The sequence below is a fragment of the Paenibacillus sp. FSL R7-0204 genome (genome assembly GCF_038002225.1).
In the GTDB taxonomy this organism is placed as follows: domain Bacteria; phylum Bacillota; class Bacilli; order Paenibacillales; family Paenibacillaceae; genus Paenibacillus_AQ.
On record NZ_JBBOCA010000001.1, the window covers coordinates 289,794 to 307,421 of the forward strand.

Sequence of the window (17,628 nt, forward strand, 5' to 3'; positions counted from 1 at the left end):
GATCATTTGATTTCTACATAATCAGGTTAATTAAGCTCCTAACGGGCAGGAATGGCGACATCTGCTTCTGTTTTACCAAGCCACAACTCCATGCTCATCAAAAAAGCCACCAGTTGGACCTTCACTATTTATTGTGGCAAGCTCCACTACAATGGAAGCTGCTTGTTCGACTGAACGATAGCCGCTCAGGACTATCAATTGCTTGGTTCGCCTGGCGCTGTAGAGGATCGTGTGTTATCGAGTCTATATAGTGAAAATACGAATAGAATTAGAATTCAAATGCTTCAAGAGCTTATTGAACTTGCGAAAAAGGAAGGAGCTATCCACTCTTCCGTCTCTTTGGAGACTGTTCTTGAATTGTTAAACGCGATTGGAACCCTTCAATTATCTTGGGCAAAATCAGGAAACTATAAAGAAAAGATGGCTGAGATGAACCGTCTGTTGTTATTCGGGTTGATTGGCAATTAGTGGGGATTGGCATGTGCATCTAGAGGATACGGATGCCGTTTGGGATGAGGAAACGGGTTGACAAATGCCGGAATATAAGTAATGGTAAAGCGAGGAATTGAAATAGCGATATATTTGAACGCGTATGCTGTGATAGAAGCGGATACTTCACACATGAGGTATCCGCTTTACTTTGCCAATATAGACTATACCGTAATTAACTTAATTCTTCGTAAATACACCATTGTTTCTACTAAAAGGAAGTAATTCGAAATATTGGACTAACCTATTCTGTGTAGGAGTTGCATGGGTTTGGATACCAGAGCTGGTCTTGCTGCTACCCAAGCCACTGTAAGAGTCGTCAGGACACAAAGGCCAACACCATACAGCATCCATTGGATGTCAAGATGGACAGGCAACTTGAACATAAGTTTAAGGGCAGCCGTCGTTAACAACAAAGCAATCCCTGTACCTGCTATTCCTGAAACTAACGACAAAATAAAATTTTCTAATAGAATAGACCGCAATGTTTTGCTATTGGAAACACCCACTACCTTAATAATTGCAATTTCTTTACTTTTTCTTAGAAGGCTAATCACAATCTGATTGCCGATGGTAAGAATAGCTGTAATGAATGCAAATAAAGTGACTATAGAGAAAAATACGCTAATCATACGGATCATTGAATTTAAGCTTTCGGAGGCTGTACTTGAAACAGAATACGCCATTGCCGAGACTGGAAGGGAAGCGTTTAATGCTGAGAGTAATTCTGATGTCTGAGTCCCTCCGTTAATAGAGAACATAACTCGGGTAGGCGAACCATACTCGGATAGTATATTTTTTGTAGTTCTCATACCCACCGTTTTTACGAAGCCTGACTCAAAAAAGCCTATGATTTTGAACGGAATCTGCTTGTCTCCAAGTGTGATTTCAATTGTATCACCCGTCTTGATCCCTAATTGTTGATAATCACTCAATAATAATGCAGTCTTCTGCGAAGAATCGTCTTGGGTGAGATCACGTCCTCCTATAACCGAATAGGATCTGATTTCCAGGGAAGGGTCAACGCCCTCAATGCTCAATTTATTGGTTGTGAAAAATTTATTTTGCTCAGCTTTTTCCTGAAAAAGAGAAGTAGCTTCGCTTCCATTAATTGAATTAAGCCAACCATTCATTTGGATACCTGTCGTCCACTCCTCAACATTGAGATGATGGAATGTTTGTTCGACCGCATCAGAGTCATGCAACGCGCTCGTAACAAGAAGATTTCCCTTGGCTTCAGACTCTAACTGCTGACTGACAGACTGAGTTAAGTTATCAGCAAACAATTCGCTGGCTACTGCTGATGTAACACCAACGCTTAAGATGAGCGCTAGTAATCCATATCTTTTTCTTCCAGAGGATAAATTATGAAAAGGGATATACCAACGAGGAGGCATGTACATTCTCAAGCCCCCAATCACTCTGAACATAAACGAAAAAATAGAAGAACATAGTTTCACTAATACACTCGCCATTATAACGATAAGGAGGACTCCCAGAAAGGACAAAGCGACTTTTGCACTAAGTGATTCGTTAGAACCAAGAAAAAGTGTTTTTTGTAAGTAAAATGCTACAGTTAATGAAAGGAGAACAATTAAAAATGCTCTCTTCCAAAAATGCATCCGGTAGGGAGGAATTTGGTAGTTTCCTTCATGCAAGAGCTTCATAGGTGAGACCAGCAGCATTCCTTTTAGTGGAATCCATGTGGATAGAAGTGCCACAATCATACCTGTAACAAAGGTAATGAGGGTAACTTTCCATGAGAACTCCCAAGATAATGGAATTGCTAGCATGCTGCCCAGATAAGAAGTCAACCAGGTACTCACTAGGAGGCCGGATGCTAATCCTGCTAAAGTTCCTAGGGCTCCAATTAGAACTCCTTCGGTTAAAAAAGTGCTTGCGACCGAACGTGAGCGTACGCCTATAGCCTTCATAACAGCAATATCATGCATTCTTGTACTCATCGCCTGCTTCATGGTATTAGAGACTGTAAGCGCACTGGTTGCCAGAGCAAGCAGGCTGAACAGTTGCAGCAGCAGCAGAATAGTTTTTGCTTGAGCAAGGCTTTCATTTGTCCGTTCTTCCGTATCTATCAGGGTGACACTTGGAAGTTGTTTCTCTATTGCTGTTTTCCAGGAGGATCCGGGTATACCTGCATTCCAATGAATGAGTATTTCATTCGTTTTATTCGCTGGAGTATTTAATAGATTAGCGGCTTGACTTAATTGAAGGTAAGCTGTTCCGAAAATATCTGCATCCCCATAGGACTCTTGTACATTATGTACGAGCCCCTTTACTTTGTATTCATTCATACTTCCATCGGATGCGCTTGGCAGCCAGATATGTTCACCTACCTTAACCTGAAGACGATCAGCTGCCCCCTCAGCCAAAAGAACCTCATTCTCTTGAAGAGAACGGACACCGGGATATTGATTCTCTCCATAATAAGGGTAAGTCTGCGGATCAATTCCTTTTATAATAATACTTGTTGTTTTATTCTTTGACTGCACCATACTTTGTCCAACGTAGGAGGCTGACAAACTGGAGTTTTTATCCGCTTGAAGGATTGCTTTTTCCACTGACTTGATGTCCAGCGGTTTCAGATAGGACTGAACTAGAACATCTCCACCAAGCAGTTGCTGGGCGGAATTCTCGATCGAACGTGGTGCCAGCTCGGACAATAAAAACATACAAAAGAAGCTGGCGCTTCCAATAGTAAGAGACAGGATGGTGAAAATCGCTCTAAGTTTGTTACGTAATATGCTCCTTCCAGCAGAGCTTAGCCATATCATTACCTGTTCACCGTCCTCTGCTCAGCTGTGTGTTATCAGATTCAACTCGTCCATCCCTAATATGAATAACTCGGTCAGATTTAGCGGCTACTTCTGGGTCATGGGTAGCAATAATGAAGGTCATACTCAATTGCTCTTTTAAGCGAAATATCAGTTCTAGTACTTTCTGTCCTGAATCCCGGTCGAGATTTCCTGTTGGTTCATCTGCAATGACTAACGACGGCCTATTTATTAATGCTCTCGCAATAGCGACACGCTGCTGTTGTCCGCCCGACAGTTGGTTGGGTAAGTGCTTCATCCGATTACCCATTCCCACTAGCCTTAGCATTTCCTCGGCCTTTCTACGTATTTCACTGTGTCTGATGCCTTTGATGCAAAACATCGGCAGCATTACATTTTCAAGAGCAGTCATTGTCGAAATAAGGTTAAAGGATTGAAATATAAAACCGATTTTTTGAGCACGGTAATCTGACAACTGCCCTTCAGATAGAGCCTCAACGGATTTCCCCTCCAGCGCTACTTTCCCTTTACTCGGCTCATCAAGGGTTCCCATGATTCCAAGCAACGTTGATTTACCACTGCCGCTGGGTCCCATAATACTTACAATTTCTTTTTTGTAGAACTTCAGATTAATTTCTTTGAGGATAGATATCATGCCGGCTTCGGATTCATAATTCTTGTCAAGATTTTGGATGGCTAGAATCGGTTGCTCTACAATCAATAGAATGTACCTTCTTTCGTTTGATTTTTTTGACTAACAATATTATGAAATTAAAGATCAATATTAAGCCTACTATCAAAAATCCTCTAAAGTCGTTCCAATTCCAGGATTGTAGAAGCTCGGTAAAGGAGAAGATATAACGCAGCATATAAACTAGGGCGATGCTGAAAACAATCAGGTATAAAAAGGAATAGGCTAAAAAAACTTTTTTGTAGACACTGCTCATACTGAGAATAGTTGCTCTGAATTTCTCACGTGCAAGTGGTTTCATGCATACATATCCTAGTAGTCCTTGTTTCATTAATGTAAAGGTTCTAGTATGCAGGTTGGGAATCCCGAGCATGTCGGTAAGCACCCAAAAACCATCAAGACGCAACAACGGATTTAAATTGCTGATAATAGACAGAAGAATAAAATGATTAGCTGTAAATAATATGCTGCTCCCTATTATTATAGATGATATTTCGTATAATATGAATATCCATAATTGAAAATAAATCCCTCCAAGATCAATCACTACCCGTTGTTTTCTGCTGGCTTTCCAAGCATCACTTAAGTCAACAAATAGAACAGGAGCTAAAAAGAACAATCCAATGCCCATATCCTTTGGTTTCACCTTATACCGAAAAGCGGCCACGGTATGCCCAAATTCATGGATTATAGCTGAAAACAAAATCATTAAAAAAGTAATGCCCCAAAAGAGATAAGAATTCAAGTCTGCTTGTAGAGCCGCATGATTTAATTTATACACATAACTGTACAGTGCAATACAAATAAAAACCCCGAAAACACAAACACCTGTTAAAGAGTAAAGAGGCTGGAAGTAACGGGAAACCCCCTCTAGCCGACCGGCATTAAATAGTGGGGTGCGAAAGCGGATAGCAGAGGAATGTTTAGCTATTTTCTCTTTCCCAACAACAATTCCTTTCTCCGTTAAAAGGTGTTCCAGCAAATACTGAAGCTCTTCTGGGTGTGCGGAAATCTGATATTTGTCAGATAGAAGCTCAGAAATCTCATTAATTGAGTTTTTGCCGTCCATATAGTTAAAAATGGTTGCGATTTTTTCTGTGACTTTCATCCGCAATCCATTGTCGAAATGAACTAAATAGCGTGTCCCATCTTCCCAAACATCCATTTCTTGAATTTTATACGGGATTAATTGGGGATAAGTTATTGCAGCTATCGCACTCATAGTCATCCTCTTCCTTAGACGGTACCCAATGCTTCGAATAGGTGCTTATTATATCTAAGATATGCTTCTATTGTCTCATTTGCATAATTACAGTAAGGTTTGGTAATGTCTCCATTTCTCATTAAATTGGCATAAGCGCAACCACCGCCGCAAAAAAGAGAGATTGAACACTCGGTGCATTCCTTGGAATCTGTAATTCCTCTGTCCCATTGTTGATGGGCCTCTGAATTTAGTTTATATTCCGGGAAAAAGGTTCCTATAGCGGTTTCGGCACGGCCCACAGAATCAGGGCAGGCATAAATGAGTCCCTCTGTTCCGAATGAATAGAACCGTTGTTCACGCGCACTGCATTCTTTAAAGTGGGGAACACTGGTAACACCTGAAGAAGTACAGGTATCCATATCATTCATTCTGCTCCAGTCAAAAGAACGAATCGTATTTCTAATTCTTGAGGTACGCATATTTATTACCGAACCTAATCTTGCGTTATATTTATCAATAAAAGAATCCAAGTCACCGAACATTTCATATAAGGCAATTAACAGTTCATGTTCAGGTAAGTGATCTGGCATCGGTTCACTGAAATGATTAGTAACGGGAGTAACCTGCCAGCCAAAGTGAGGTTGAGTATTCCAACCCTTATATTCAATAAAATTAGCGAGTTCGGTCAGATGCCCCAAATTTTCTTTATTTACATTCGTCCGGGCGGCAACTGCAAAACCTCTTTCCAGGGCCATATCAATATTTTGGACAATACGGTCATAAGTTCCTTGCCCGCCAGCCATAATCCGCCGTTTGTCATGAACTGCCTGTGGACCATCAAGTGAAATTTGGAAAAAATCCCAGTGTTCATGATAGGGTTGAAATATATCCATAAACTGATGCAAAAAGGTCCCATTGGTTATAGCGCACATACGGAAACCGTATTCATTAACCGCACGATCAACGATTTCTTTAACGCTATCCTTAGTTTTTGGAAGAAGCGGCTCTCCTCCATAAAGCACCATTCGGTGCTGTGCTCCTATGAAGCGCCCACGGGCTTCTTCCATTTTGATGATGTTGGAAATAGCTTCGAACATTTTAGTTATTTCATCCGAATCCAATGCATGGCTAAAATCATGAATTTGGTGACCTTGATAGCAATAGGGACACCGCAAATTACAAGCATATGTCGTACATACGTTGAAGGTCATTCCCCACTTGCTTTTTGCCGTCATTTTATCCATAGCATCCTTAACTCTAAAGAGAATCTGCCGTTCTTCTGCAAGACTATTGAAAACATATCCTCTCTTGATAAAAAAGGAGAGCAGCTCTTGCTCATCAGGATTGTCTTGCTGAGGATTCTTCTGTTCAATCTGATCAAGCCGTTCTTTAACGCTGCTGTCTACTACATCTACTGCGCCACTAAGAGAATTAATTAATATATAGTTCCCCTTGTTTATAGGATGAACAGAATTATATGTACTTCTAATCATAAAATAACCTCCTCGTATCGTATACGTTCCTCCTGCAATTCATTCAGATAATCACCGAGCATCCTCTCGGCATTGGGACAACAAGGGGAGTCAAGACTACCGTATGTCGATAAGGCTTGTGCAGCACAGCCCCCACCGCAAATCATCGCGGCAGAACAATCTTTACATTGAGGTATTTGTAGAATGTTGAAATTTCTCCATTGTTCAAAAACCGGTTCTTTAATAAAGGCAGGAGAAAATTGCCCGATACGATATTCAGATTTCCCGACTAAATCCGGACAGGCATACATATTATTGTCGGGTCCAAAAGCATAGGTTTTTCCTTCAGCAGCCTCACAGTAAACAAGCTGCGGCGAAATAATCCCAACTCTATCTTTTAATTCAGGATCAAGCAGCATGCCTGTCCGGAAGAAGCGGAACATCTCAGGACTAAGACCAATTTTTTTTTGTTTCTCAAGCTCTATAAAATCAGGAACATGCCGAATCAATGATTTTGCAATTTCATAACCTTTCATCAAAGTAGAGCTTAGTCCCTGGCAAGTATGGTCTGTTACAGGAGCAAAAGTTACTGAGAAGGAAGGGTGATTAAAAAAGCCACATTGATGATAGTAATTGATTAGTTCGGGGACGTTGTTGATATTAGTTTTATCTATATTAATTCGGATCATAACAGAAATATTGCGGTTTAATAATTCATTAATTCCTTGATGTATCCGTCCAAAAGTACCCTGTCCCCCCGATAAGAACCGGCGGCGATCATGTATTTCTTCAGGGCCATCAACCGAAACCATCACACTTAAACAATCACGAAAGCGTTCAAAAATGTCGGCGAAAGCCTTTAAATGATAGCCATTCGTATTACAGCCAATTATAAAATTTCGCTTAGCTGCTTCTTCGCATATTTTTTCAACAAGATTTTTGGCGGGGGGCATGAGAGGTTCACCGCCGAAGAGATTAATTAATCCTTTATCCAGTTTGCTCTCTTTGTGGAGAATATCAATTGCGGAAAAAACATCGGTTATTTGTTGATCTGTCATGAATTGTGTACTTTCATGAAGTAAGTGATCTTCAAAGCAATAGCTACAACGGAAGTTGCAGGCATAAGTGGGACAAACAATATAATGCATAAATTGATCATAATTAATAATTTGTGAGGCTTGGTTTATCCGTAGTTCCTGTCCTTCATTATTCTCAAACATGTAGCCCCTCTTTAATAAGAGATCAATGTCGTCTTTATCAAACACATCTGATAGATCAGACAGTTCCCGATTCTCTGCTGAATCCAGTAAAGCAAGCATTTCTGGAGAGAAAAAATCTACTGCACCAGTCAAAGTATTGATAACAAGCGCTTTCTCGTCGAACTCATATTTTAGGTAATATTTATTCACTATCATACAGTTTCTCCTTACCTTATATACTTTTGAAAATATTAAAATAGTTTAATTAAACACATACTGGTGTGTTCAAATGAATTAATCGTAAAAAAAAGCCGCGCAAGACGGCTTTTTTATTCCTCAAATTTGAAAGCAACAATTCCAGCAGCAAAGATTAATGCAGGCCATTTCGTCACGATTTTCCAAAGTTTCTACTTGATCAAATAATTCCGTCCAGAGATCCTTGTCCTCGTTCACAGAACGAGCCTTAAACTGATTTTCGCTCGACATAATAAACCTCCTTATTAATAGTTTTATCCAAATGGAAATTTGAATAAAATTGTAAACAATTATATTCACAAGCCAATAATCCTCTTTATTTCCATTAGACAACGAGTCCATTTTATAACTTTCTATACTTTTATTATGTGAAAATTGTCACAATATTACATTTGTTGTGATTCAATTGGAAAATATCATCCGGAAGGTTGGTCTGTTCATTTCGCAAAGGACGGCTTGGAACCTTATCATAAAGAGGTGGGTTTACTTTTATAAATAATGGTCTGATTATAAGCTATCAGACCCTGGAAGGGGAACGGATCGGAAGGTTGTTACATGGACTGAAACCATAGAACCTTTCTACGTTATGAAGTATCCGGTAACACAGTGTCTATATCGTTTTGCCATGTTCGGGGAGGTTATGGAATCTATTATGAGTAACCTGCCTGTTACGGAAGTTTCATGGCTAGATTCGCTTGTCTTTTGTAATACATTGTCCAGAATACTTGGCAGGGTTGAATGCTACACAATTAGTAACGAAACTGAGAATACGATATACGACAAAACAGCGAACGGCTTTCGGTTACTAACAGACGCTGAATGGCAGTATGCGTGTAAGGGGGGAACGAAGGGATATCGGTACGAACGTATTGAGCAAATTGCATGGTATAAAGAGAACTCCAATGGATCAGCACAACCCGTCGGAGAACTGCTTCCAAATCCATGGGGGCTTTATGACATGGTAGGGAATGTATGGGAATGGTGTTGGGATCTATATGATACCGAACGATACAGGGATTATAGGGTTTTTCGGGGAGGCAGTTGGGCTGAAGTTGAAAACAACTGTGGTTCTACGATTAGAAGAAAAAGCATGCCGACATTCAAGATAGACGACCTTGGCTTTAGAATTGCCTGCAGAAAGCAATTCTAAGCTGCAAAAGAGTGAATTACATTTTAACTGCTCCCGCTCCACTTTTGCCCTGAGTCACCGCACACAAATGCCGTTGAGGAACAAGCCGACCAAATGAGCAATACGATAGGCCCGTTAAACTAAAGGGATCAAGGCTGCATAACCTTCACCATTTGCGCCTCGAATTCGGCGTAAGTGATTTTACCCAAAGCCAAATCCATGCTATGAAGGTGTATTTGTTCTGTTTTCGAATAGTCGCGCTTCACTTTCAGTGACTGCTCCTCCCCCGGGAGGGGCTCCAGGACATGACACTTGTTCGAAAAAGCTTCGAAATAGCGGTAGCCGAATTTGCGTTGCGAAACTGCGTTTATATGAATTCCATCAGGATTCGCGGTTAACTCTGCCGCTGTTACAAAATAACAATTTGTCTGTTCGTTAGCGAAGCGCTGCAATTGTTCATTGATCTGTCTATACTCTGTCGCTTGCTGTCCAAAACCAGTCTTCCCAAGGAAATCACCAAGTCCGCCAATGATGAGCGGCACCTCATCAAGCTTCAATTCGTTTCTTAGGGTCCCGATGATAAGGGTTAATTTCTCGTAATACGTTTCATGCAGCGATTGATAACTGTCGCTCTCACCTTGGTGCCAAAGAATTCCGCAGATCTGACTGGACCGCAAGGCGAAGCGGGCTTCGGACAAAGCATGCTGAAAAAGGATGCCCTCAGGATGCCAATCATTCAAAGAACTGCCGCCTTCTGCACAAGGAATCAAACCAATTTCTTCATTAGGATTGGCGTTCGACCAGGCATCGGCGAAAGACGCCGCCAGGCTTACACCGGAGACCGGACGGTCATAATTAATCGGCTCTGTCATCATCTGCCACTGTCCATTACGCAGCATTTTTATTTTTTCATTATATATAGGGTCGACTTCATGCAAGAATCCACGGCCTGCCATATTAGATTGACCCAACATTAAAAATGATTTTATCATGTAATTTTCACTCCTTTACATAGCTATTATAGACTAATTGAATCATTGTATAGTCTGTCTTTTCGTCGCAGGATGAACAACAGCAGATGATACACACCAACTTTAAAGGAATCTCACGGACATGAACCTGCGTTAAATCCAGAATGCCTTCTTTATTTTCGAATTTTGGGGAGTCCGGTGCAGATGCATTGGTGCGAACCTAACTTAAAGTTTTCTTTAAGTTTCATTAACGGGCTAATCTATCATGATAAAATACAACGAGGAAAATCACTATAATCTATCTTACTTCATGGGGAAAACTCTATGAAAAGGCGAATGGTCCGTTTGTTGATATTATTGCTGCTGGGCTTGCCCCTCCCCGCTGCTTACGCGGCAAGCGAGGGTACATATTCAGACGCTCATGGGCACTGGGCGGAGAAACAAAACCAATGATGGATTGGATACGTTTAAATCATGCCCGCGCCGAGATGATCGTCATGCTTTTATCGGGGAAGTATCCTAAGAAGGAGGAAGAAGAATGCGTAAAAAGATAAAACAGCTTATGGCCTGCGTTCTATCTTTTCTGCTGATAACAACACTGCTGCCTGAATGGCTCGGGGAGAAGGCCTATGCTGCAGATCTTTATATCATCAGCACGTTTGCGGGCACGGGTTCTAGCGGTTATTCAGGAGACGGGAAAGCGGCGACGTCGGCCCAATTGAACTCCCCGACTGGAGTGGCTGTAGACAGCAGCGGGAATGTGTATATAGTGGATTCATATGAAAATCGAATTCGGAAAGTAGATTCGACGGGGAAGATTAGCACGTTTGCGGGCAAGGGTACTGGCGGCTATTCAGGAGACGGAGAAGCGGCGACGTTGGCCGAATTGAACAACCCACGTGGAGTGGCTGTAGACAGCGGCGGGAATGTGTATATAGCGGATTCTTATAACTATCGAATTCGGAAAGTAGATCGGACGGGGAACATTAGTACGTTTGCGGGTACCAGTATTACCGGCGGCTATTTAGGAGACGGAGGAGCGGCGACATCGGCCAGATTGAGAAACCCGACTGGAGTAGCCGTAGACAGTAGCGGGAATGTGTATATAGCGGATTCATATGACAATCGAATTCGGAAAGTAGATTCGACGGGGAAGATTAGCACGTTTGCGGGCACGGGTACTGGCGGCTATTCAGGAGACGGGGAGGCGGCGACATCGGCCCAATTGACCTCCCCGTTTGGAGTGGCCGTAGACAGCAACGGGAATGTGTATATAGCGGAAAATGCTACCAATCGAATTCGGAAAGTAGATTCGATGGGGACCATTAGCACATTTGCGGGCACGGGTACTCGCGGCTATTCAGGAGACGGGGAAGCGGCGACGTCGGCCCAATTAAACTCCCCGACTGGAGTGGCTGTAGACAGCAGCGGGAATGTGTATATAGCGGATAATTCTAACCATCGAATTCGGAAAGTAGATTCGACGGGGAATATTAGCACGTTGGCGGGTACCGGTACTAACGGCGGCTATTTAGGAGACGGAGGGGCGGCGACATCGGCCAGATTGAGAAACCCGACTAGAGTAGCCGTAGACAGTAGCGGGAATGTGTATATAGCGGATTTATATAACTATAGGATCCGGAAGCTGACTTTTGTTGCTCCTGCACAAACAGTCAGCGCAGCTGCAGCCACTCCTACTCCCGGAGCCGGCGTGGATGACGCAATCACGCTGACCGTGAAGAACGCGCTGGAGAACACGGATACGGCGTTCAGCGGAGCGCATAATGTGACGATATCCGGTTACGTGCAAGCACCGGACGGCTCGTATGGCAGCTTCAACGGGACGGCCTTGACCGCGTCACCGAACACGATCAGCGTGACGTTTGCGGACGGGGTAGCCACGGCGAATCTGAAGCTGAACAAGGCAGCAGAGCATACCATCGCCCTGAGCGTGGCAGGCGTGGCCACGCCGGCGGCGAATACACTGAGCATCACGCCAGTGGCGGGAAGCACGTCTTCGATGGCACTGACCACGGACGTTACGGCACCAGCCGGCAACGGAGGCGCGTTCGCACAGCAGCCGGTCGTGACGCTTCGCGATGCTTACGGCAATACGAGCGTGAGCGACAATAGCACCATCGTGACCGTATCAAAGAAGGATACAGGAACGTGGACGCTGACAGGAACGGCGACGGCGACGGCAAGCGCGGGCGTCGTGACCTTTAGCGGTCTTGGCGCAACGAACGCAGCCGGGGTAACGGGAGCGCGGCTCGCCTTCGATGCGAGCGGCCTGGCGCAGATTACGAGCGCGGCCGTCACGCTTCCAGCGCCTACACCAGCACAAAAGGTCAGCGCATCCGCAGCCACTCTTACTCCCGGAGCCGGTGTAGACGATGCGATCACGCTGACCGTGAAAAATGCGCTGGAGAACACGGATACGACGTTCAGCGGAGCGTATGATGTGACGATATCCGGTTACGTGCAAGCGCCGGACGGCTCGTACGGCAGCTTCAACGGGACAGCCTTGACCGCGTCACCGAATACGATCAGCGTGACGTTTGCGAACGGGGTAGCCACGGCGAATCTGAAGCTGAACAAGGCGGCAGCGCAAACCATCGGCCTGAGCGTGGCAGACGTGGCCACGCCGGCGGCGAATACGCTGAGCATTACGCCAGTAGCGGGAAGCGCGTCTTCAATGGAGCTGACCACGGACGTTGCGGCACCAGCCGGTAACGGAGGCGCGTTCGCACAGCAGCCGGTCGTGACGCTTCGCGATGCTTACGGCAATACGAGCGTGAGCGACAGCACAACGGTTGTGACCGTATCAAAGAAGGATACGGGGACGTGGACGCTGACGGGAACGGCGACGGCAACGGCAAGCGCGGGAGTCGCGACCTTTAGCGGTCTTGGCGCAACGAACGCAGCCGGAGTAACGGGAGCGCAGCTCGCCTTCGATGCGAGCGGCCTGGCGCAGATTACGAGTGCGGCTGTCAAGCTTCCGGCTCCGACGCCAGCGCAAAAGGTCAGTGCAGCCGCAGCGGCTCCTGCTCCCGGAGTCGGGGTGGATGATGCGATCACGTTGACCGTGAAGAATGCGCTGGAGAACACGGATACGACGTTCAGCGGAGCGCATAATGTGACGATATCCGGTTACGTGCAAGCGCCGGACGGCTCGTATGGCAGCTTCAACGGGACGGCCTTGACCGCGTCGCCGAACACGATCAGCGTGACGTTTGCGAACGGGGTAGCCACGGCGAATCTGAAGCTGAACAAGGCGGCAGCGCAAACCATCGGCCTGAGCGTGGCAGACGTGGCCACGCCGGCGGCGAATACGCTGAGCATTACGCCAGTAGCGGGAAGCGCGTCTTCAATGGAGCTGACCACGGACGTTGCGGCACCAGCCGGTAACGGAGGCGCGTTCGCGCAGCAGCCGGTCGTGACACTTCGTGATGCTTACGGCAATATGAGCGTGGGCGACAGCACAACGGTTGTGACCGTATCGAAGAAGGATACAGGAACGTGGACGCTGACAGGAACGGCGACGGCAACGGCAAGCGAGGGAGTCGCGACCTTTAGCGGTCTTGGCGCAACGAACGCAGCCGGAGTAACGGGAGCGCAGCTCGCCTTCGATGCGAGCGGCCTGGCGCAGATTACGAGTGCGGCTGTCAAGCTTCCGGCTCCGACGCCAGCGCAAAAGGTCAGTGCAGCCGCAGCGGCTCCTGCTCCCGGAGTCGGGGTGGATGATGCGATCACGTTGACCGTGAAGAATGCGCTGGAGAACACGGATACGACGTTCAGCGGAGCGCATAATGTGACGATATCCGGTTACGTGCAAGCGCCGGACGGCTCGTATGGCAGCTTCAACGGGACGGCCTTGACCGCGTCGCCGAACACGATCAGCGTGACGTTTGCGAACGGGGTAGCCACGGCGAATCTGAAGCTGAACAAGGCGGCAGCGCAAACCATCCGCCTGAGCGTGGCCGGTGTGGCTACGCCGGCGGCGAATACGCTGAGCATTACGCCAGTGGCGGGAAGCACGGCTTCGATGGTGCTGACCACGGAGGTTACGGCACCAGCCGGCAACGGAGGTGCGTTCGCGCAGCAGCCGGTCGTGACGCTTCGCGATGCTTATGGCAATACGAGCGTGAGCGACAGCACCACGGTGGTGACCGTATCGAAGAAGGATACAGGAACGTGGATGCTGACGGGAACGGCGACGGCAACGGCAAGCGAGGGAGTCGCGACCTTTAGCGCTCTTGGCGCAACGAACGCAGCCGGGGTAACGGGAGCGCGGCTCGCCTTCGATGCGAGCGGTCTGGCGCAGATTACGAGCGCGGCCGTCACGCTTCCGGCTCCGACGCCAGCGCATACGGTCAGTGCAGCCGCAGCGGCTCCTGCTCCCGGAGTCGGGGTGGATGATGCGATCACGTTGACCGTGAAGAATGCGCTGGAGAACACGGATACGACGTTCAGCGGAGCGTATGATGTGGCGATATCCGGTTACGTGCAAGCGCCGGACGGCTCGTATGGCAGCTTCAACGGGACAGCCTTGACCGCGTCACCGAATACGATCCGTGTTACGTTTGTGAACGGGGTGGCCACGGCGAATCTGAAGCTGAACAAGGCGGCAGCGCAAACCATCGGCCTGAGCGTGGCAGACGTGGCCACGCCGGCGGCGAATACGCTGAGCATTACGCCAGTAGCGGGAAGCGCGTCTTCAATGGAGCTGACCACGGACGTTGCGGCACCAGCCGGTAACGGAGGCGCGTTCGCGCAGCAGCCGGTCGTGACACTTCGTGATGCTTACGGCAATATGAGCGTGGGCGACAGCACAACGGTTGTGACCGTATCGAAGAAGGATACAGGAACGTGGACGCTGACAGGAACGGCGACGGCAACGGCAAGCGCGGGAGTCGCGACCTTTAGCGGTCTTGGCGCAACGAACGCAGCCGGGGTAACCGGAGCGCGGCTCGCCTTCGATGCGAGCGGCCTAGCGCAGATTACGAGCGCGGCCGTCACGCTTCCGGCTCCGACGCCAGCGCAAACGGTCAGCGCAGCTGCAGCGGCTCCCGCTCCCGAAGTCGGTGTAGACGATGCGATCATGCTGAGCGTGAAGAACGCACTGGAGAACACGGATACGACGTTCAGCGGAGCGCATAATGTGACGATATCCGGTTACGTGCAAGCGCCGGACGGCTCGTATGGCAGCTTCAACGGGACAGCCTTGACCGCGTCACCGAATACGATCCGTGTTACGTTTGTGAACGGGGTGGCCACGGCGAAACTGAAGCTGAACAAGGCGGCAGCGCAAACCATCCGCCTGAGCGTGGCTGGTGTGGCTACGCCGGCGGCGAATACGCTGAGCATTACGCCAGTGGCGGGAAGCACGGCTTCGATGGTGCTGACCACGGAGGTTACGGCACCAGCCGGCAACGGAGGTGCGTTCGCGCAGCAGCCGGTCGTGACGCTTCGCGATGCTTATGGCAATACGAGCGTGAGCGACAGCACCACGGTGGTGACCGTATCGAAGAAGGATACAGGAACGTGGATGCTGACGGGAACGGCGACGGCAACGGCAAGCGAGGGAGTCGCGACCTTTAGCGCTCTTGGCGCAACGAACGCAGCCGGGGTAACGGGAGCGCAGCTCGCCTTCGATGCGAGCGGCCTGGCGCAGATTACGAGCCAGTCTGTGACACTCCCCTGGCCTGGAGTAGCTGCGCCGAGAGTGGAGTCTGTTACAACGGGAGCCAGTCATGTGCTTTTGAATTGGAGCGAAGTGTATGGGTCAGTCAGCTACGCCGTGTACCAGGGGACAGCTTCCGGCACTTATGGAGATGCGGTCGCTACAGTGACCGGATTAACGTATGATGTCAGGGGATTAACCAATGGGACAACATATTATTTTGTCGTAAAATCCGTGAATCCATCCGGAATCAGCACAGCTTCTGATGAAGTGAGCGCAACGCCGCAAGTTCCAGCGCCTGGAGTACCGGTACTGGGGCCAGCTACTCCGGGAGATGCTCGAATAAGCCTAAAGTGGGATCCGGTGATCGGTTCCACGGGGTACAAAATATTCAAAAGTACAACCTCCGGCGCTTATGGATCAGAGGAAGCTTCGGTAAGTGGTTCGGTATACGGCTATGATGTAATGGGATTAACGAACGGTACAACGTACTATTTTGTCATCCAAGCTACGAACCCGGGAGGGGACAGCACTTCTTCTAATGAAGTGAGCGCAACGCCGCGAACGGTTCCATCGGCTCCAACGGGCGTAACTGCAGTAGCTGGCGATGGACAAGCAACGGTAAGCTTCACTACCCCAGCCAATGGCGGAAGTGACATCACTTACTACGAGGTCACCGCTATGCCGGGAAATATTACGGTAAAAGGAGCGGGCAGCCCAATCACGGTAACAGGGCTATCCAATGGAGTGACGTATACGTTTACGGTGCAAGCTGTCAATAGTGCGGGCAGCAGCGTAGCTTCTGATACCTCTAATGCCGTGACGCCGAGACAACCATCCGGCGGCACGGATACATCGACGCCATCGACGCCATCGACGCCATCGACGCCATCGACACCAACGACACCATCGACGCCATCGGCATCATCGACACCTAATCCGGCACCGACTCCTGGTTCTCCAGAGCCTACGGTTGATGTATTTAACAATAGCATTGTTAATGAAACCAATCTAGTAAAGACGATTGAATCCAAAGTAGCGGAAGCGAAGGAAGCAAACGCTACAATTGATTTTACTGACACGCAAGGGCACTGGGCTGAAAAGACAATCAATATCTTCGTCCACTTGAAACTGATAAATGGCTATGACGATGGTACGGTTAGGCCGAATAATCCGATCACCCGCGCGGAGTTCGCCGCGATGCTGAATCGCGTGTTCAATATCCAAGCTGGTAACAATACGAATGTTGTATTGAAGGACATAGATGATCACTGGGCGAAAGAAGCGGTTGAGAATCTAGTAGCGGCAGGGGTAATCAATGGCTACACGGACGGTACGTTCAAGCCGAATCAGACGATTACACGAGAAGAAATGGTGGTCATGCTGTCCCATATCGTAGACGTAAATAACGTGGCGAAAGATACAATAAAGGGCAACTTCAATGATTTGAATGGTGCTTATGCAGCTAGCGAGATTATAGCAGCAGCGCAAGCAGGTATTGTTAGCGGTAAAGGGAATGGAAGATTCGATCCCAAGAACAATGCCACACGTGCAGAAGCGTTGCAGATCATCTTGAATGTGTTGGAGCTTAACCCCCAGTTGAAGACGTTGTTGGATTTGCTCAGCTAGTGTCGATTTTCTGAATATTTCAATTGCAAAGGACGCCCGATCAGGGCGTCCTTCATTTCGCTATATAGATGGTACGCTGAACCGCATCATAATAGTGGTAAAACGACGAGTGGA

Annotated in this window: 9 protein-coding genes; 3 read left to right on the plus strand and 6 right to left on the minus strand. The window is 47.5% G+C overall.

Annotated elements, in window-relative coordinates; translation table 11 throughout:
* Positions 1-279 precede the first annotated feature (279 nt).
* Complete coding sequence (locus MKX42_RS01385) at positions 280-468, plus strand: hypothetical protein (RefSeq protein WP_340750617.1); 189 nt, start codon at positions 280-282, stop codon at positions 466-468.
* Between the two features lie 260 nt (positions 469-728).
* On the opposite strand, the gene MKX42_RS01390 is transcribed toward MKX42_RS01385, so the two are convergent.
* From MKX42_RS01390 to MKX42_RS01410, 5 genes are read right to left on the minus strand one after another with little or no spacing between them, the layout of a single operon-like run.
* Positions 729-3,281: an ABC transporter permease gene (locus tag MKX42_RS01390; protein ID WP_340750620.1), complete on the minus strand. Its 2,553-nt coding sequence runs from the start codon at positions 3,279-3,281 to the stop codon at positions 729-731.
* A 7-nt stretch (positions 3,282-3,288) separates the two neighbouring features.
* On the minus strand, positions 3,289-4,002 hold the full coding sequence (locus MKX42_RS01395) for an ABC transporter ATP-binding protein (protein WP_340750622.1): 714 nt from the start codon (positions 4,000-4,002) through the stop codon (positions 3,289-3,291).
* Positions 3,962-5,194 (minus strand): peptidase, encoded by a 1,233-nt coding sequence (locus tag MKX42_RS01400; protein ID WP_340750624.1) that lies wholly within the window; start codon positions 5,192-5,194, stop codon positions 3,962-3,964. Before MKX42_RS01400 ends, MKX42_RS01395 begins: the two co-directional genes overlap by 41 nt.
* A 14-nt stretch (positions 5,195-5,208) precedes the next feature.
* Positions 5,209-6,669 (minus strand): radical SAM/SPASM domain-containing protein, encoded by a 1,461-nt coding sequence (locus MKX42_RS01405; RefSeq protein ID WP_340750625.1) that lies wholly within the window; start codon positions 6,667-6,669, stop codon positions 5,209-5,211.
* The gene (locus MKX42_RS01410; RefSeq protein WP_340750627.1) at positions 6,666-8,063 is read right to left on the minus strand and encodes a radical SAM/SPASM domain-containing protein; all 1,398 of its coding nucleotides are present in this window, start codon (positions 8,061-8,063) and stop codon (positions 6,666-6,668) included. The genes MKX42_RS01405 and MKX42_RS01410 overlap by 4 nt, the downstream gene beginning before the upstream one ends.
* 607 nt (positions 8,064-8,670) lie before the next feature.
* Between MKX42_RS01410 and MKX42_RS01415 the strand changes: the two genes are divergently transcribed.
* Positions 8,671-9,252, plus strand: a complete 582-nt coding sequence (locus MKX42_RS01415) for a formylglycine-generating enzyme family protein (protein WP_340757592.1) — start codon at positions 8,671-8,673, stop codon at positions 9,250-9,252.
* 128 nt (positions 9,253-9,380) lie between these two features.
* Here MKX42_RS01415 and MKX42_RS01420 read toward each other — a convergent pair whose 3' ends face one another.
* A complete protein-coding gene (locus MKX42_RS01420) occupies positions 9,381-10,223 on the minus strand; it encodes a sialate O-acetylesterase (protein WP_340750629.1) in 843 nt (280 codons plus the stop codon).
* A 517-nt stretch (positions 10,224-10,740) separates the two neighbouring features.
* Between MKX42_RS01420 and MKX42_RS01425 the strand changes: the two genes are divergently transcribed.
* Positions 10,741-17,514 carry an NHL domain-containing protein gene (locus tag MKX42_RS01425; protein WP_340750631.1) on the plus strand — a complete coding sequence of 2,258 codons (6,774 nt, stop codon included), beginning with the start codon at positions 10,741-10,743 and terminating at the stop codon, positions 17,512-17,514.
* Positions 17,515-17,628: the final 114 nt, after the last annotated feature.